This is a genomic window from Lelliottia sp. CFBP8978 (assembly GCF_034046055.2).
GTDB lineage: Bacteria > Pseudomonadota > Gammaproteobacteria > Enterobacterales > Enterobacteriaceae > Enterobacter.
Map to the genome: position 1 here is coordinate 104,655 of NZ_CM188253.1, position 17,601 is coordinate 122,255.

The 17,601-nt window shown below is 55.3% G+C and carries 18 protein-coding genes; 9 read left to right on the forward strand and 9 right to left on the reverse strand.

The window, feature by feature from the left end:
- Positions 1 to 43: 43 nt before the first annotated feature.
- On the forward strand, positions 44 to 1,147 hold the full coding sequence (locus tag SOM82_RS00475; protein WP_320460664.1) for a glycosyltransferase family 4 protein: 1,104 nt from the start codon (positions 44 to 46) through the stop codon (positions 1,145 to 1,147).
- Here the strand turns inward: SOM82_RS00475 and SOM82_RS00480 are convergent.
- From SOM82_RS00480 to rfaD, 5 genes are read right to left on the reverse strand one after another with little or no spacing between them, the layout of a single operon-like run.
- A complete protein-coding gene (locus SOM82_RS00480; protein ID WP_320460665.1) occupies positions 1,129 to 2,238 on the reverse strand; it encodes a glycosyltransferase family 4 protein in 1,110 nt (369 codons plus the stop codon). The genes SOM82_RS00475 and SOM82_RS00480 overlap by 19 nt on opposite strands.
- Entirely contained in the window at positions 2,235 to 3,338 is a 1,104-nt protein-coding gene (rfaQ, locus tag SOM82_RS00485) for a putative lipopolysaccharide heptosyltransferase III (protein WP_154128566.1), read from the reverse strand. The genes SOM82_RS00480 and rfaQ overlap by 4 nt, the downstream gene beginning before the upstream one ends.
- Positions 3,331 to 4,317 (reverse strand): lipopolysaccharide heptosyltransferase RfaC, encoded by a 987-nt coding sequence (rfaC, locus tag SOM82_RS00490; RefSeq protein WP_320460666.1) that lies wholly within the window; start codon positions 4,315 to 4,317, stop codon positions 3,331 to 3,333. Before rfaC ends, rfaQ begins: the two co-directional genes overlap by 8 nt.
- A 3-nt stretch (positions 4,318 to 4,320) precedes the next feature.
- A complete protein-coding gene (gene rfaF / locus SOM82_RS00495; protein WP_154128568.1) occupies positions 4,321 to 5,367 on the reverse strand; it encodes an ADP-heptose--LPS heptosyltransferase RfaF in 1,047 nt (348 codons plus the stop codon).
- Positions 5,368 to 5,369: 2 nt separating this feature from the next.
- Positions 5,370 to 6,302 carry an ADP-glyceromanno-heptose 6-epimerase gene (gene rfaD / locus SOM82_RS00500; RefSeq protein WP_320460667.1) on the reverse strand — a complete coding sequence of 311 codons (933 nt, stop codon included), beginning with the start codon at positions 6,300 to 6,302 and terminating at the stop codon, positions 5,370 to 5,372.
- 340 nt (positions 6,303 to 6,642) lie between these two features.
- Between rfaD and kbl the strand changes: the two genes are divergently transcribed.
- From kbl to SOM82_RS00515, 3 genes are all read left to right on the forward strand, one after another.
- On the forward strand, positions 6,643 to 7,839 hold the full coding sequence (kbl, locus tag SOM82_RS00505; RefSeq protein WP_320460668.1) for a glycine C-acetyltransferase: 1,197 nt from the start codon (positions 6,643 to 6,645) through the stop codon (positions 7,837 to 7,839).
- A gap of 9 nt (positions 7,840 to 7,848) precedes the next feature.
- Positions 7,849 to 8,874, forward strand: coding sequence for an L-threonine 3-dehydrogenase (gene tdh / locus SOM82_RS00510; RefSeq protein ID WP_064324310.1), 1,026 nt, complete (start codon positions 7,849 to 7,851; stop codon positions 8,872 to 8,874).
- A 140-nt stretch (positions 8,875 to 9,014) separates the two neighbouring features.
- The gene (locus tag SOM82_RS00515; RefSeq protein WP_320460669.1) at positions 9,015 to 9,815 is read left to right on the forward strand and encodes a glycosyltransferase family 2 protein; all 801 of its coding nucleotides are present in this window, start codon (positions 9,015 to 9,017) and stop codon (positions 9,813 to 9,815) included.
- Positions 9,816 to 9,838: 23 nt separating this feature from the next.
- On the opposite strand, the gene SOM82_RS00520 is transcribed toward SOM82_RS00515, so the two are convergent.
- Genes SOM82_RS00520 through gpmM form a run of 3 tightly spaced genes read right to left on the reverse strand, consistent with a single transcriptional unit; the run spans position 9,839 to position 13,624 of the window.
- Positions 9,839 to 10,783: a divergent polysaccharide deacetylase family protein gene (locus SOM82_RS00520; RefSeq protein ID WP_320460670.1), complete on the reverse strand. Its 945-nt coding sequence runs from the start codon at positions 10,781 to 10,783 to the stop codon at positions 9,839 to 9,841.
- A 3-nt stretch (positions 10,784 to 10,786) separates the two neighbouring features.
- Positions 10,787 to 12,046: a murein hydrolase activator EnvC gene (gene envC, locus SOM82_RS00525; protein ID WP_320460713.1), complete on the reverse strand. Its 1,260-nt coding sequence runs from the start codon at positions 12,044 to 12,046 to the stop codon at positions 10,787 to 10,789.
- A 33-nt stretch (positions 12,047 to 12,079) separates the two neighbouring features.
- Positions 12,080 to 13,624, reverse strand: a complete 1,545-nt coding sequence (gpmM, locus tag SOM82_RS00530; RefSeq protein ID WP_320460671.1) for a 2,3-bisphosphoglycerate-independent phosphoglycerate mutase — start codon at positions 13,622 to 13,624, stop codon at positions 12,080 to 12,082.
- A gap of 247 nt (positions 13,625 to 13,871) precedes the next feature.
- On the opposite strand from gpmM, the gene SOM82_RS00535 reads away from it, so the two are divergent.
- The 5 genes from SOM82_RS00535 (at position 13,872) to cysE (ending at position 16,988) form a co-directional block, all read left to right on the forward strand.
- Positions 13,872 to 14,303, forward strand: coding sequence for a rhodanese-like domain-containing protein (locus SOM82_RS00535; RefSeq protein ID WP_154128575.1), 432 nt, complete (start codon positions 13,872 to 13,874; stop codon positions 14,301 to 14,303).
- A 13-nt stretch (positions 14,304 to 14,316) separates the two neighbouring features.
- The gene (grxC, locus tag SOM82_RS00540) at positions 14,317 to 14,568 is read left to right on the forward strand and encodes a glutaredoxin 3 (RefSeq protein WP_154128576.1); all 252 of its coding nucleotides are present in this window, start codon (positions 14,317 to 14,319) and stop codon (positions 14,566 to 14,568) included.
- Positions 14,569 to 14,600: 32 nt separating this feature from the next.
- Positions 14,601 to 15,068: a protein-export chaperone SecB gene (secB, locus tag SOM82_RS00545; RefSeq protein WP_320460672.1), complete on the forward strand. Its 468-nt coding sequence runs from the start codon at positions 14,601 to 14,603 to the stop codon at positions 15,066 to 15,068.
- The gene (gene gpsA, locus SOM82_RS00550; protein WP_320460673.1) at positions 15,068 to 16,087 is read left to right on the forward strand and encodes an NAD(P)H-dependent glycerol-3-phosphate dehydrogenase; all 1,020 of its coding nucleotides are present in this window, start codon (positions 15,068 to 15,070) and stop codon (positions 16,085 to 16,087) included. Before secB ends, gpsA begins: the two co-directional genes overlap by 1 nt.
- Positions 16,088 to 16,166: 79 nt before the next feature.
- Positions 16,167 to 16,988 carry a serine O-acetyltransferase gene (gene cysE, locus SOM82_RS00555; protein ID WP_320460674.1) on the forward strand — a complete coding sequence of 274 codons (822 nt, stop codon included), beginning with the start codon at positions 16,167 to 16,169 and terminating at the stop codon, positions 16,986 to 16,988.
- Positions 16,989 to 17,028: 40 nt separating this feature from the next.
- Here the strand turns inward: cysE and trmL are convergent, their stop codons facing one another.
- The gene (gene trmL / locus SOM82_RS00560) at positions 17,029 to 17,502 is read right to left on the reverse strand and encodes a tRNA (uridine(34)/cytosine(34)/5-carboxymethylaminomethyluridine(34)-2'-O)-methyltransferase TrmL (protein ID WP_320460675.1); all 474 of its coding nucleotides are present in this window, start codon (positions 17,500 to 17,502) and stop codon (positions 17,029 to 17,031) included.
- Positions 17,503 to 17,601: the final 99 nt, after the last annotated feature.

Genomic DNA, 17,601 nt, shown 5'->3' on the forward strand with positions numbered 1-17,601 from the left:
TAATCCCTGATTCGAGAGGCTACAGCCCATTGACAGGAAATTTATGCATATTGTTCACACTGAAGCAGATGGCGGCAAAGGCGGACAACCTTTACGTATTATTAATGAGTCGTCTGGCATGATTCAGCGCGGCCATCAGGTGACCATACTTTGCCCGGAAACCGCGCCGCTACATGCCCTGGCACGCGAGGCCGGACTGACGGTTGTGACTATGCCGCTCAAGCGAAAAAATGTTAAAAATCTGCAATTGTTGCGCCAGTGGCTGAAACAAAACCGCCACGCCATTGATGTCATTAATAGTCACAATTCAGCCGATACCTGGCTGGTGGCGCTCGCCAATTTAACCCTTTCAAATCCTGTGCCGCTGGTGCGTACCCGTCACGCGTCGGGCGTGCCGCGTAACAACTGGACCACGCGCTGGCTGTTTCGCAAAGCCTGCGCGCATATCGTGACAACAGGGGAAGCGCTGCGCCATCAGATGGCCGATATTGGTGTACCGATGGCGCAAAGCACTTCGGTGCCAAGTGGCGTTGATACACAGCGTTTCCACCCGGCGGATAAACAGCAGTCCAGGGCGCATTGTGGATTATCTCAGGATGACTTCTGGCTTGGCGTGGTATCGCATCTGCGTCCAAATAAAGGTCACAGCGTTCTGCTGCGTGCGCTGGCTAAAATAGATAATCCGCGGATCAAACTGGCTATTGTTGGCGAAGGGCCGCACAAAGCCACGCTGGAACAGGAAATTGTTGAACTGGGATTAGAGCAACGCGTGCTGATGTCAGGGCATCGCAGCGATCCTGAACGGTGGTTTCCGGCGTTTGATATTGCTCTTAGCCCCTCACACGATATGGAAGGCGTCCCGCAGGGCGTGTTGCAGTCGCTGGCATCGCGTGTTGCGACCATCGCCACGGATGCGGGTGGCACGGCTGATGCGGTTATCGACGGCCAAACGGGATTACTGATTGCCCAACGCGATGAGTCTGCGCTGCATGAGGCGATTATGAAACTGCACGATGACGCGATGCTTCGCGAGACGCTGGCGCAGCAGGGCTATGATTACCTGTGCGCCCATTTCACGCGTGAATGCATGCTGGAAGCGATGGAGAGCGTATTCTCTGCAGCAGCGGCTCAGCGCAACAGATCGTGATAGAGCGACTGTAGCTCTTTAGCCATCCGTTCCAGGGTGTAGGGTTCAGCCGTAGCGCGCGCCGCGGCTGAATAGTTCACCCCTTGCTGGCGGCCCTCCAGCCAGCTTTGAATTGCCTGCTGATAGCCTGCGCTATCCAGCGCATCGCGCACCCAGCCATTGACCCCTTCCTGAATCCACTCTGCTGCGCCACAGCCGTGGCTCGTCAGCAGCGGCAGGCCGCAGGCCAGCGCCTCGACGCAAACATTCGGGAAGGGATCGTAGAGCGTTGGCAGGATCAGCGCATCGGCGCTGCCGTAAACCTGACGAACATCAGCCACGGGACCCAGAAAGCGAACGCGTGATGAGATGCCGAGCGCGCTGGCCAGTTTTTGGTACTTTTTGGCGTGCTTATCGCGTCCGGCGACCAGCAACCAGACATCCGCATGCGGCACAATCGCGCGTAGCGCGGTGGCAACGCCCTTGCGGCTAAACCCGGAGCCGACATAGGCCAGCACGGGCGCTTGCGGCGGAATACCCCATGCTTCACGCTGCGAAAGTTTATGCGCCGCGGGGCTAAAGTGATGAGTGTCGACACCGTTATAGATAACCGCCAGCTTGTCATCCGCCAGGCTGAAGCGACGAGCGATATCATCCCGCACCATCTTCGAATTACAGATCACTTTGCGTAACTGAGGATGGGTAAACATCTGCGTTTCCGCCTGCAGAATGTAGCGGTGATAGCGACTCAAAGACTGCGCCCAGCGCGCCAGCGGCGATAAAACGCGGCCATATTGTGCAAGCCAGGTGGCATGTACGCCATCACCGGCACGGAAAATGGTCGCGCCGGGAATACGCTCATGACTCTGCACGATATCGAAGCGGGCGAACTGCGCGGCGGCGGCTTCGGCAAAGCCGGACTCGCGGCTCAGACGATTTCGAAAGGGCGGGTTTACCGTCAGCGTTTTCCAGCCTGCGGCATCTTCCCACTGCCGGGCAATGAGCGTCACATCCAGCGCGGTATCCTGCGCCAGAACGTTTAGCGCCCGCGAGACAAAGCGCTCCGCGCCGCCGTTGGGGTTGTATGTCTGTCGGACGATGGCCAGCTTCATGCAGGATATTCCAGGAGTAGCGTATCAATCGCGCTTAACACCTGTTGTGGCGTAATGGCGGTGATGCAGTCGGAAACGCCACTGTCTCCACAGCCCGCTTTGCCGCAGGGCTGACAGGTCATTCCGGCGGTGATAACGCGATAGTTCACGCCCCACGGTGCCCATTTAATCGCACCCGTCGGGCCGAAGATCGCAATGGTCGGTGTGCCAACCGCACTGGCCAAATGCATGGGCATGGAATCGACACCAAAGTAGATCCGTGCGTGTTTCATCAGGGCGCCCAGCTCTTTCAGGTTGAGCTGTCCGCTTAAATCAAACACCGGTTGTCTGAGCGCGGCTCGCAGCTCATCCATATACGCCGACTCTTCTTTCGACGGTGCAGCAGAGAGAATAATCGGCAAACCACGCGAGGCGAGGTTGTCGATGGTGGCCGCCAGCTTTTTGATTTCCCAGGCTTTAAACATCCAGCGCGAGGTCGGGTGTACCAGAATGTAGGATTTGCTGGTCAGGCCAAACCCGGCCAGCTTTTCAGCAATCGAAGCCTCAGCCGCGTCACCCGGGATAAACAGCGTGTGTTTATCTTCATCGTTTTGCGGGTGAATCCCGATACGGCGCAGGGCGTCGAGGTTCACCTCTACCATGTGACGGCTGTTATCCTGAATCGCCGGGTATAGCGTGGTAAAGGATTTCACCCAGCGACGACGCGCCAGACCGCCGCGTTTGTCGGGCTTAAAGCCCACGGAAACGCGCGGCTTGAGCCGGCGAGCCAGACGCGCGCCGTGCCAGTGTTCGGTCAGATTAATCAGCACATCGTACTGACGTGCTTTGAGTGTGTTCAGTAACGCACGATAAAGTCGGAATTGTGCGAACCAGCCCTGTTTGCGCCATTGGCGACCAATGGTATGTACCTGATCGATATAAGGATGACTGGTGAGCATCGCCTGGGTGTCGTCATACACTAAGGCATCGACTTCGACGTCAGGCCAGTTTTTTTTCAACACGGTAAAGACCGGTGAGGTCAGCAGAACGTCACCGTGGTGGCGCAGCTTGATGATCAGCACGCGCTTTGGCGGGCGCTCCGCTGAGAAAAAATCAGACATAGGCTCTCTCTGCTGCCAGCAAAGGCTCTAATTGCGCAAAAACCGCAGCGGCGCTGAGATCGCTCAGCTGCGATGAATGTTCCGGGCGGCAGATAGTTTGATTTTTTCCATAGCCGCCAATGAGACCCGGATCCGTTGGGCCGTAAAGCGTAATATTAGGTCGATCCAGCGCTGCCGTCAGGTGGCTTAACCCGGTATCGACTGAGACAACGGCTTTCGCCCCTGCCAGCTGCCGGGCGACACCGTCAAGCTTCATACGGGGCAGAACGTCCACGTAATCAAAACCTTCAGCCAGACGCAGCGCGCGCGCTTCCTCATGCGGTGCGCCCCACGGGAGTTTAATCCGCAGACCAGAATGCGCGAGCAAAGCGATCAGTTCGCGCCAGTGCGTTTCTGGCCAGTGTTTGTCGTCGCGCGTCGTGGCGTGCAGGAAAATCAGATATGGCGAGGCATCGTGCAGTGAATCATGGAGAAAATGCTGCGATATAGCGTAATCGCCCTGACTATCAGGTTTGGCGTAACCAAGGCTTTGAGCAAACAGCTCGCGGGTACGTTCAACGGCATGCTGCTGTTTAGCGATGGCGTGGCGGCGGGTGTAGAACAGGCTCGCCAGCGGTTCACGGGCGCTATGCCAGTCCATACCGTGCTTAACGCCGTGCGCCAGACGCGTCACCAGCGCCGCGCTTTTGACCAGCCCCTGCGCGTCGATAATCGCATCGTAATGCTGCGCCTGAACCGCTTCGCGAAAGGCTTTACGCTCGGCTTTGATCGGGGCAGAAAACCACGCTTTACGCCAGCGGCGAATCGCCACCGGAATCACGCGATCGACCGCTTCATGCCAGCCGGGGATCTGCGCGAAAGCTTCTTCCACCACCCAGTCAAAGCGAATACCGGGGATGGCGCGCATGGCATCTGTCAGCGACGGTAACGTATGTAACACATCACCCATTGAAGACGTTTTAACGATCAGTACCCGCATCCGTTATCCTTCATCGTTCAACAGCAGATCGTTCAGCTCGTCGAGGACACGCTGCGGCGTAATGTCGATCAGACTCTGATGATAACCTTCTGCGGCATCGCCTTTACGCACTTTGTGATAGCCCGTGATCAAACGAATGACGCGCGCTTTGTGCGAAAGCGGTGGTGTGAAATCAGGGCTGCTTGGGCCATACAGGGCGACCAGCGGCCGGTTCAGCGCGGCAGCGACGTGCATCAGACCCGAATCATTGGTGACCACGGCTTTACAGGCGGCCAGCAAAATAACCGCCTGTTCCAGCTGTGTTTCTCCCGCCAGATTGCGACACCAGGCTTGCTGTTCATTGCTGAGCGTGGCGAGAATTTCGTTGCCCGCCTCGTGGTCCTTCGCCGAACCGAACAGCACAATCTGATAGCCTTCATCAATCAGCTGTTTTGCCAGCGCCGCATAGTGATAGTGCGGCCAGCGTTTTGCCGGACCAAATTCGGCACCCGGGCAGAAGCCGATCATCGGACGTTCGGACGAAATGCCAAACGCGTTACAGGTGTGCGATTTTTCGCCGTCGTGCACCTGCAGTTGCGGCCACAGCAAAGGTTGCGGGAGATCCTTCGCCGTGCGCATCACGCCTTTATCGTAGGCCAGCGCCACATAGCGCTCAACCATCAACGGCCAGGCCTCTTTATCGAGCACACGCGCGTCATTCAGCAGACCGTAGCGCATCTCGCCGCGCCAGCCGGTACGATGCGGCACGCCAGCGAAGAAGGGTACTAAAGCCGATTTAAAGGAGTTTGGCAGGACAAATGCGCGATCGTAGCGTTTTTCGCGCAGGCTATGGCCGAGCTTGCGGCGCTCGCCGATTTCCAGCGCCCCGTGGCCGAGCGGCATCGGAATCGCCTCGTTCACTTCCGGCATACGCGACAACAGCGGACGGCACCATGCGGGTGCCATCACGTCGATTATCGCCTGGGGATAGCGCGCCTTGAGCGTGCGATAGAGACTTTGTGACATCATCATGTCACCCACCCAGGACGGGCCAATCACCAAAATTTTCATGCTTACGCGTCGCGGTTCAGCCAGGCCATATATTCCGTTACGCCTTCGGCAACGGTCTTGAACGGCTTGTCATAACCCGCAGCGCGCAGGTTGGTCAGGTCCGCCTGAGTGAATGCCTGATAACGACCTTTCAGTTTTTCAGGGAACGGAATGTACTCGAGGCTGCCTTTTTTATGATAGGCCAGCGCGGCATCGGCCACGGCCTGGAAGGATTCGGCACGGCCGGTTCCGAGGTTGAAAATGCCGGACACGCCGTTTTCCCAGAACCACAGATTCACCGCCGCCACGTCGCCGACATAGACGAAGTCACGCTTGAAGCTATCGCTGCCTTCGAACAGTTTCGGGCTTTCGCCATTGTTCAGCTGAGTGTTCAGATGGAACGCCACGCTCGCCATGCTGCCTTTGTGACCTTCGCGCGGTCCGTAAACGTTAAAGTAGCGGAAGCCCACAATCTGGGAATTCGCTTCTGGCAGAACCTGACGGACATATTCGTCGAACAGGAATTTGGAGTAACCGTACACGTTCAGCGGCTGCTCGTATTCGCGGGATTCGATGAAGTCGGAGGTGCGGCCGCCGTAAGTGGCTGCGGATGAGGCGTACAGGAACGGAATTTCACGCTCCAGACAGTAGTGAAGAACCTCTTTAGAGTACTGATAGTTGTTATCCATCATGTACTTGCCATCCCACTCTGTGGTGGAGGAGCACGCGCCTTCGTGGAAGATGGCTTCGATCTCGCCGAACTCTTCACCGGCCATAATCTGGATCAGAAAATCTTCTTTATCCATGTAGTCGGCAATATTCAGATCGACCAGATTGACGAACTTGGTGCCGTCTTTCAGGTTGTCTACCACCAGAATGTCGGTGATGCCTTTGTCATTGAGGGCCTTGATAATGTTGCTGCCGATAAAGCCCGCGCCGCCGGTAACGATGATCATAACGGTAACCTTTGTAGTGTGGAGTCCGGGGACAATCCCGAACACTAATACTCATATCATATCATTAGTATGGCGGCCCTTCAGCCATTCACCGACATACACTTCATCCTTCACGCCGCCCCGGCGTTGGCTGCGTTCATAAACCCCGGTCACAGAGTTATCTATACTCCCGGAGATTTCTTCTCTTGCCGCCTTGAGGCAGTGTGAATGATTTTGTGTATGTGTAAAAAGGGTACGCGTGATTTATGCTGCAAAAACGAGAACTAATGATGCGTCATCTCGTATCGACGTATAGGTTTGGGTAATATGTGCCGAAATTTGCCGAGTCTGGAGAATTGCAATGCGTGGTGATTTTTACAAACAGTTAAACAACGACCTGGAGACCGCCCGTGCGGAAGGGTTGTTTAAAGAAGAGCGTATTATCACGTCTGCGCAGCAGGCGGACATCACCGTCGCTGACGGCAGCCATGTGATCAACTTTTGTGCGAACAACTATTTAGGGCTGGCGAATCACCCTGAGCTGATCGCCGCTGCGAAAAACGGCATGGACACCCACGGCTTTGGCATGGCTTCCGTGCGTTTCATTTGCGGTACCCAGGACAGCCACAAAGTGCTGGAGAAGAAGCTGGCGGAGTTCCTCGGGATGGAAGATGCGATTCTCTACTCTTCCTGCTTCGATGCCAACGGTGGTCTGTTCGAAACGCTGCTGGGCGCGGAAGACGCGATTATTTCTGACGCGCTGAACCACGCTTCTATCATTGACGGCGTGCGTCTGTGTAAAGCGAAGCGTTTCCGCTATGCAAACAACGATATGCAGGAGCTGGAAGCACGTCTGAAAGAAGCGCGTGAAGCCGGTGCGCGTCACATTCTGATCGCCACCGACGGCGTGTTCTCTATGGACGGCGTGATTGCCAACCTGAAAGGCGTCTGCGACCTGGCGGATAAATACGATGCGCTGGTGATGGTCGATGACTCTCATGCGGTCGGTTTTGTCGGCGAAAACGGTCGCGGTTCCCACGAATACTGCGATGTGATGGGACGCGTAGACATCATCACCGGTACGCTGGGCAAAGCGCTCGGTGGCGCATCCGGCGGTTATACCGCCGCGCGTAAAGAGGTGGTGGAGTGGCTGCGCCAGCGCTCTCGCCCGTATCTGTTCTCCAATTCACTTGCTCCGGCGATTGTTTCTGCTTCTGTTAAAGTGCTGGAAATGGTGGAATCGGGCGCTGAGCTGCGCGATCGCCTGTGGTCTAACGCGCGTCTGTTCCGTGAAAAAATGACTGCCGCAGGTTTTACCCTGGCGGGTGCCGATCACGCGATCATTCCCGTGATGTTAGGCGATGCCGTTGTGGCGCAAAACTTTGCCCGCGAACTGCAAAAAGAGGGGATTTATGTCACCGGGTTCTTCTTCCCGGTGGTGCCAAAAGGTCAGGCGCGTATTCGCACCCAGATGTCTGCGGCGCATTCGCCTGAACAAATTGAACGTGCGGTTGAAGCCTTTACCCGCATCGGCAAACAACTGGGCGTGATTGCCTGAGGACCTGTGATGAAAGCGTTATCCAAACTGAAAGCGGAAGAAGGGATTTGGATGACCGACGTGCCGGAGCCGGAAGTCGGTCACAACGATCTGCTGATCAAAATTCGTAAAACCGCCATTTGCGGGACTGACGTTCACATCTACAACTGGGATCAGTGGTCGCAAAAAACCATTCCGGTTCCGATGGTTGTTGGCCATGAATACGTCGGCGAAGTGGTCGGTATCGGCCAGGAAGTGAAAGGCTTTAAAATCGGCGATCGCGTCTCCGGTGAAGGCCACATCACCTGCGGCCACTGCCGTAACTGTCGCGGCGGGCGCACTCATCTGTGCCGTAATACGGTCGGCGTGGGCGTTAACCGCCCGGGCTGCTTCGCGGAATATCTGGTTATCCCGGCATTTAACGCCTTTAAAATTCCGGACAATATCTCTGATGATTTGGCTTCTATCTTCGACCCGTTCGGTAACGCGGTTCACACCGCGCTGTCGTTCGATTTAGTGGGCGAAGATGTGCTGGTATCGGGCGCGGGTCCTATCGGCATTATGGCCGCAGCCGTTGCTAAACACGTTGGCGCGCGTAATGTGGTTATCACCGATGTGAATGAATATCGTCTGTCGCTGGCGCGTAAAATGGGCGTCACCCGTGCGGTCGATGTTTCCAAAGAGAACCTGAATGATGTTATGGCCGAGCTGGGCATGACCGAAGGGTTTGATGTGGGTCTTGAAATGTCCGGCGCACCACCTGCGTTCCGTACCATGCTCGACACCATGAACCACGGCGGTCGTATCGCAATGCTGGGGATCCCTCCGTCAGATATGTCTATCGACTGGAACAAAGTCATCTTCAAAGGATTATTCATCAAAGGCATTTATGGCCGCGAGATGTTCGAAACCTGGTACAAGATGGCGGCCCTGATCCAGTCGGGTCTGGACCTGACGCCAATCATCACCCACCATTTCGGGATTGATGATTTCCAGAAAGGCTTCGACGCAATGCGCTCGGGCCAGTCAGGAAAAGTGATCCTGAGCTGGGATTAAAAACGAAAGCGCCTGCGGGCGCTTTTTCGCTCCCTTTCACACTTCTCGCATCCGCAATCGGATTTTTTCGAGTTTTTCTTCGCTTTTTTTGCCACTCGCTTATACAGTCTGTTGAAGGTTTGTTTACTTTTACAGCGCCTATGTTCAAGCTCACCGTTTGTTTATTGACCTGTAATTCCTCGCGCTTGCTGCGCGAAGTCCTGCCTCCGCTGCTTACCGTGGCGGATGAACTGATCGTCGTCGATTCCGGAAGTACGGATGCCACTCTGGATATCTGTCGCGAGTACGATCTCCCGGTTCACCACCATCCCTATACGATGCATGCCGCGCAGATGAACCATGCCATTGATCTGGCAGCCAATGACTGGGTTCTGTGCATGGATAGCGATGAGATACTTGATGCGGAAACGGTCGATTTCATCCTCGCGCTAAAAGCAGGAAAAGAACCTGCTGCAAACGAAGCCTGGCGTATCGCCCGCTACTGGTACGTGCTGGGCGAAGAAGTGAGAACTATCTATCCGGTTTCGTCACCTGATTTTCCGGTGCGTCTTTTCAATCGCACTCTGGCGCGGTTTAACCACCGTCCGGTCGATGACAAAGTGGAAGGCACCCTTCTGGCGACTAAAATCCCGGGGCGCGTTCGCCACGACACCTTCTACAACCTCCATGAAGTGTTCAATAAACTGAATAGCTATACGTCGCGGCTGGTGAAGTATCAGACCGTGCGACCCTCTATTAGTCGCGGTATGGTCAGCGCTATCGGGGCGTTCTTTAAATGGTATGTGTTCAGCGGAGCGTGGCGGCAGGGCAAAGTGGGGATTGTGACGGGACTGTACGCGACCTCATACAGCTTTTTGAAATACTTCAAAGCCTGGTATCAGCACGAGAATAAAAAAGAGCCCGATGCTAAAGGGCATGCGGACTCCCGGCTGGTGGAATAATTCCCGATAACAGGCGACAGGGATTACACCTTCTTACCCCAACCTTGCCACTGATGCTGGACATATTTCGCCAGCGAACTTTGGCTAATACTCTCACCAATTACTGTGAAGAAGCGGGTGGCATAGACCGGCTCAGGCGGCTGTTTTGGTTTGCACATCTGCACACCACGGAACGGATTACGCGGCGTGGTGGCGGGAGTCGTCCCCGCTGGTGCGGCGGTGTTCGGGCGCGAGGTATCAACCTGTGGTTCGTTCAGGAGGCTGCTCGGGCGGACCAGCGTGATATCTGATGGCAGGGTCGGCAGCATTTGCTGTAAGACCCGAACCGTAGACGGATGCGGATGACCAATGGCAATCGCTGATCCGTTCCGACGAGCCAGCTGTACGGCGCGATTAAACTGGAAGCGAATATCAGCTTCGTTCTGCGTGTCATCAAGGAACACTTTACGCTTAATCACCTTTACACCGGTGCCCTGCGCGGCGCGCATCGCCTGGCTATTGCCAATCGTCATACTGTCGAGGAAATAGAGGTTGTAGCGTTCCAGCGCCTGCATCACTTTTTGCATGCCAAACAGGCTGGATGTCATCGCGCTGCCCATATGGTTGTTCAGCCCGACCGCAAACGGCACTTTGCCATAGGCCTCGCGGATAATGCGCTCGATCTCGTCGCTGCTCATGTCCGGACGCAGGGTGTCTTTTTCCAGCGGCTGTTTGCTCAGCGGCGCCATAGGAAGGTGGATTAACACTTCGTGCCCGCTGTTGTGGGCTTTAGTCGCCATTTCACGCGCGTGTGGCGCGTTGGGTAACACGGCGACGGAGACGGCGGAGGGCATTGCCAGAACCTGGTTTTCGTTGTGCGGACGATAGCCAAAGTCATCGATCACAATGGCCAGTTTGCCTGCGTAAACCGGTGCTGTCAGCGCCAGAGTGCCGACGATGGAGAGAACAATTTGACGAAATTGAAGCAAAACCTATCTTCCCAACCACGGCTGTGGATTGACCGCCTGACCCTGGCGACGAATTTCGAAATAGAGTGACGGGCGGCCCTGACCGCCACTACTGCCCACAAGGGCGATGGGTTGTCCTGCGCGGACCTGAGTGCCGACGCTCACCAGAGCGCTTTGGTTGTAACCGTAAAGACTCATGTCGCCTTTACCATGTTCTACCACAACGACAAGTCCGTAACCCTGCAGCCAGTCGGCAAGGATCACGCGGCCATCGGCAATCGCTTTGACTTCGCTTCCTTCAGAAGCGCCAATCACGATACCCTTCCAACGTAGCTCACCCTGCAGCTGTTCGCCATAGCGATGCAAAATTGAACCACGCACTGGCCAGTAGGCTTGCCCTCGTGGTGCGCCAAGTCCGCCGGTACGTGATATTAACGAACGCTCGCTTTCAGTTGGCTTATAGGTTGAACCTTTGCGGGACGCTTCTTGTTGACGATTTTTCACGGCCTGCGCTTCACGTGCCTCTTTTTCGGCACGCGCCTTCGCCGCCGCTTCGGCACGGGCGATGCTGTTGCGCAGTTTAGATTCGTTGGCGCGCATTTCACCCAGCTGGCTTTGGCCTTCCTGAATGGACGATTCCAGCCCGGAAAGCGTTTTCTTACGCTCGTTTCGTGCTTGCTCCAGCTTCGCCTGCTGGGCCTGCTGATCGTACAGCAAGGTCTGCTGCTGGCTTTGCTTCTCTTCCAGCTCGGCTTTTTGCGTGTCGACCTCTTCGCGCGTCTGCTTGAGCTGCGCGATGGTCTCCTGGCGCGCCTGGTTCAGATAGCCGAAGTAGGCCTGCAAACGTTGCCCGCGCTGGCTTTCTTCACCGCTCAGAATCAGCTGGATGCCGGTATGTTCGCCCTGACGGAATGCAGCGTCGAGCTGTGCTGCTAAATTACGTTCCTGGCTGGCTCTCTGGCGTTCAAGTTTGGCAATCGAAGCGTTCATTTCGTCGATCTGCTTATTGAGCTGAGCAAGCGTGTTTTGGGTTTCACGTAACTTTCGCGCGGCGGCGGAGATGGCTTCTTCCTGCTGTTTTAACTGCGCAAGAAGTGAGGAGCGTTGCTGCTGTTGCTGACGAACCGCGCGTTCTTTCGCGGCGATATCAGCCTGAATGGATCTGAGCTGGTCACGGTCATCCGCATGGGCGGATGCGGCGCACAGCAATACGCCAGCGCTGAGTGCGCTGGCGTAAAGCAGAGGCCTGACTGATAACCGTAACGGCTTCACGACCCATGTGATTGAAAAAATCGCCTTTCCCCTCATGGGGAGGGATTATTCCACGATGAACAGCGGCTTGCCAGTCATCTCTTGCGGGATTTCCATACCCATCAGCGTCAGCATGGTTGGCGCGATGTCGGAAAGCTTGCCGCCTTCCACTGCTTTCAGAGATTTCTCACCCACGTAAATCAGCGGAACAGGCAGGTTGGTGTGTGCTGTGTGCGCCTGACCGGTAGACGGATCGCGCATCTGCTCTGCGTTGCCGTGGTCAGCGGTGATCAGCAATTGGCCGCCAACGGATTCAACCGCTTTGGTCACTTCGTCAACGCAGTGATCCAGTGCTTCCACCGCTTTCACCGCTGCTTCCATCACGCCCGTATGGCCGACCATATCGCCGTTCGGGTAGTTACAGATGATGGTGTCGTACTTACCGCTTTTGATTGCCGCGACCAGTTTTTCAGTCAGCTCGGCAGAACTCATTTCAGGCTGCAGGTCGTAGGTCGCCACTTTTGGTGAGTTGATCAGAATGCGATCTTCGCCTTTGAACGGCTCTTCGACGCCGCCGTTGAAGAAGAACGTTACGTGCGCATATTTTTCGGTTTCAGAAATACGCAGCTGCGTTTTGTCGTTCTTCGCCATCCACTCGCCGAAGGTGTTTGCCAGCGATGCAGGTGGATACGCGCAAGGCACTTTAATATCTGCGGCGTATTCGGTCAGCATGATGAAGTCGAGGTTCACGACTTTTTTACGCGCGAAACCGTCGAAATCGGCGTTCACGAAAGCGCGGGTAATTTCGCGCGCGCGGTCAGCGCGGAAGTTCATGAAGATCAACGCGTCGCCGTCTTCCATTGCGGCATCGGCCTGGCCTTCTGCACGAATCACGGTCGCTTTCACGAATTCGTCGTTTTCGTCGCGCGCATAAGCGGCTTCCAGACCGGCAACAGCGGTATCAAACTGGAATTCGCCAGATGCCTGAGTCATCAGGTTGTAGGCTTGCTCAACGCGATCCCAGCGGTTGTCGCGGTCCATAGCAAAGTAGCGGCCAATGATAGACGCCACGCGGCCTTTGCCCAGTTCAGCAAACTTCTCTTCGAAGGTTTGCAGGGAGGATTTCGCGCTGCGCGGTGGGGTATCGCGACCGTCGAGGAAAGCGTGCAGATAGATTTTTTCTGCACCGCGCTCGGCGGCCATTTCAACCATCGCCAGAATGTGATCTTCGTGGCTGTGAACGCCGCCAGCAGAGAGCAGACCCATGATGTGCACCGCTTTACCCGCAGCTGCCGCTTTATCGACGGCGGCAGTTAACACCGGGTTGGAGAAGAAAGTACGTTCTTTAATTTCAACATCCAGACGGGTCAGATCCTGATAAACGATGCGGCCCGCGCCCAGGTTAACGTGTCCAACTTCGGAGTTGCCCATCTGACGGTCTGGCAGGCCAACTTCCAGGCCAGAAGCGTCAATCAGGGTATGTGGACGTTTGGCCCACAGCGCATCCATGACCGGGGTCTTAGCACTGAAAATGGCGTTATCCTGGCTTTCTTCGCGATAGCCATAACCATCCAGAATCACCAGTACCATAGGTTTTTTAGAAACCGACATTGCGACAACCTCATGTTCAAGAGACAAAAAATTTGCGTAATTTTACTACAGCTGAATCGATAAAATAGCCGCAGAAGATCAAAGAAAGGAGTGGCACAAGCGGCGGGTTGGCTCATTTTCACTGTTTTTTTTCGTGGCATGCCGCAGAAAATGGATTAGCTTATTCTGGCTGGCTGTATTTGCCACAACGCACAGGTATACTCCTGTCCTGGTTTTTTTATCACTACGTTGGGAGTTGTTACCCCCCATGCAAGAAATTATGCAATTTGTTAGCCGCCACCCAGTACTGAGTATCGCGTGGATTGGTTTACTGGCAGCAGTGCTGTTCACCACTTTCAAAGGCCTTACGTCTAAAGTTAAGGTCATCACTCGTGGCGAAGCAACTCGTCTCATCAATAAAGAAGAAGCGGTTGTCGTGGATTTGCGCCAGCGTGATGATTTCCGCAAGGGTCACATTGCAGGTTCGATCAACCTGCTGCCTGCCGAAGTCAAAGCCAATAACCTTGGCGAGCTGGAAAAGCATAAAGACAAACCGATTATCGTCGTTGACGGTACCGGCATGCAGGCCCAGGACCCAGCCAGCGCGCTGACCAAAGCAGGCTTTGAAAAAGTCTTCGTACTGAAAGATGGCATTTCAGGCTGGAGCGGCGAAAATCTGCCTTTAGTTCGCGGTAAATAAGAGGAACGACGTTATGGCCAATATTGAAATCTATACCAAAGCGACTTGCCCGTTTTGCCATCGCGCAAAAGCGCTGCTGAGCGGCAAAGGCGTGACCTTCCAGGAACTGCCTATTGATGGTGATGCGGCGAAACGTGAAGAGATGATCAAACGTAGTGGCCGTACGACGGTTCCGCAGATTTTTATTGATGCGCAGCACATTGGTGGCTGTGATGACTTGTATGCGCTAGATGCAAGTGGCGGGCTTGATCCCCTGCTGCGTTAATGCGTTTTAGGACAATTAAAAAGGGTATTTCCATGTCAGAACAAAACAACAACGAAATGAGTTTCCAGATCCAGCGCATCTACACCAAAGATGTCTCGTTCGAAGCTCCAAACGCGCCACACGTTTTCCAGAAAGATTGGCAGCCAGAGGTTAAACTTGATCTTGATACCGCTTCTACCCAACTGGCAGAAGATGTGTATGAAGTTGTGCTGCGCGTGACCGTTACCGCGTCTCTGGGCGAAGAAACCGCATTCCTGTGTGAAGTACAGCAGGGTGGTATCTTCTCCGTTGGCGGTATCGATGGTAATCAGCTGGCGCATTGCCTGGGTGCATACTGCCCGAACATTCTGTTCCCGTATGCTCGCGAGTGTATCACCAGCCTGGTATCCCGCGGTACATTCCCGCAACTGAACCTTGCGCCAGTTAACTTTGATGCGCTGTTCATGAACTATCTGCAGCAGCAAGCTGGCGAAGGTACTGAACAACATCAGGATGCCTGATGAGTACTGTTAATGCGTCAATGACAGTGATCGGTGCCGGCTCGTACGGCACCGCTCTTGCTATCACTTTGGCAAGAAATGGTCACGAAGTGGTTCTTTGGGGCCACGATCCAAAACATATCGCGACGTTACAGCACGATCGTTGCAACGTCGCGTTTCTTCCGGATGTCCAGTTCCCTGATTCGCTGCATCTAGAAAGCGATTTGGCGACGGCGCTTGCTGCCAGCCGCAACATTTTGGTTGTCGTACCGAGTCACGTTTTTGGCCAGGTACTGAAACAAATCAAAACGTTGATGCGCGCTGATGCGCGCATTGTATGGGCGACCAAAGGCCTGGAAGCCGAAACCGGACGTCTGCTGCAGGATGTCGCCCGAGAAATCCTGGGTGATGATATCCCGCTGGCGGTGATTTCCGGCCCGACGTTTGCTAAAGAGCTGGCCGCCGGCCTGCCAACGGCGATTTCTCTGGCATCGACCGATCAGACCTTCTCCGACGATCTCCAGCATTTACTGCACTGCGGTAAAAGTTTCCGCGTCTACAGCAATCCTGATTTTATCGGAGTACAGCTGGGCGGGGCGGTGAAAAACGTTATCGCGATTGGCGCGGGTATGTCCGACGGAATCGGTTTTGGCGCGAATGCGCGCACGGCACTGATCACCCGCGGCTTAACGGAAATGTCCCGTCTCGGAGCCGCACTTGGCGCCGATCCCGCCACCTTTATGGGGATGGCGGGGTTAGGCGATCTGGTCCTGACTTGCACCGACAACCAGTCGCGCAACCGTCGTTTCGGCATGATGCTCGGAGAGGGCATGGATGTTATCGGCGCGCAGGAGAAGATTGGCCAGGTGGTCGAAGGTTACCGCAATACCAAAGAAGTTCGGGAATTGGCGCACCGTTTTGGTGTCGAAATGCCAATAACCGAGGAAATTTATCAGGTATTGTATTGCGGAAAAAATGCTCGCGAGGCAGCATTAACCTTGTTAGGGCGCTCACGCAAGGACGAGCGCAGCAATCACTAATCGCAGGGAACCTTAGTCACCTGAATGACCCGGCTGGCGCAGAACCGGCCGGTCATTATGATACCGCCTGGAGTAAGCAATGCCGTGTGAAGAACTGGATATCGTCTGGAACAATATTAAATCCGAAGCCCGGGCTTTGGCTGACTGCGAGCCTATGCTGGCCAGTTTCTACCACGCGACGCTACTTAAGCACGAAAATCTCGGCAGCGCCCTGAGCTACATGCTCGCCAACAAACTGGCTTCTTCGATCATGCCCGCGATCGCGATTCGCGAAGTGGTGGAAGAGGCGTATGCCGCTGACCCTGAAATGATCGCCTCTGCGGCCTGTGATATTCAGGCGGTACGCACGCGTGACCCGGCGGTGGATAAATACTCCACGCCGCTGCTGTACCTGAAAGGCTTCCACGCGTTACAGGCCTACCGTATCGGCCACTGGCTATGGAATGAAGGCCGCCGCGCGCTGGCTATCTTCCTGCAAAATCAGGTGTCCGTGACCTTCCAGGTGGATATTCATCCGGCGGCGAAAATTGGTCGCGGGATCATGCTCGACCATGCGACCGGGATTGTTGTCGGGGAAACGGCGGTGATTGAAGATGATGTCTCTATCCTGCAATCCGTCACCCTCGGCGGTACTGGTAAAACCAGCGGCGATCGCCATCCGAAGATCCGTGAAGGGGTGATGATTGGCGCGGGCGCGAAAATTCTCGGCAATATCGAAGTGGGGCGCGGCGCGAAAATCGGCGCCGGTTCCGTGGTGCTGCAACCTGTTCCACCGCATACCACCGCCGCTGGCGTGCCAGCGCGTATCGTGGGCAAGCCTGAGAGCGATAAACCCGCAATGGATATGGATCAGCACTTCAACGGCATTCACCACACCTTTGAGTATGGCGACGGGATTTAAATTATCGCCCGGTAGCGCTGTGCGTATCGGGCTGACAAAATCAGCGACGTAAAACCGCCCCGGCATATCCCAGCTGGCGCCAGGCTTCATACACCACCACCGACACCGCATTTGACAGGTTCATGCTGCGGCTGTCTGGCATCATTGGAATACGAATTTTTTGGTCTGCAGGCAGGGCATCCAGAATGCTGGCTGGCAGGCCGCGTGTTTCCGGGCCAAACAGCAGATAATCCCCTGCCTGATAGCTTACCGCGCTATGCTCCGGCGTGCCTTTGGTCGTCAGGGCAAACATCCGCTGCGGCTTCTCTGCCTCTGCAAAAGCAGCAAAATCGTGATGACGGACCACGGCGGTAAATTCGTGATAGTCCAGTCCGGCGCGGCGCAGGCGTTTGTCATCCCACGCAAAACCCATTGGCTCGATAATATGCAGACGAAAACCGGTGTTGGCGCACAGGCGGATGATATTCCCGGTATTCGGTGGAATTTCTGGTTCGAATAATACGATGTTAAGCATGCAGCCCCCTGGAGCCTATCCCACTAGGCTATTTTATTTGCCATTTCGGCCCTGGGCAGTGCTCACAACCCTCACGTACTACGTGTACATTCCGGTTGT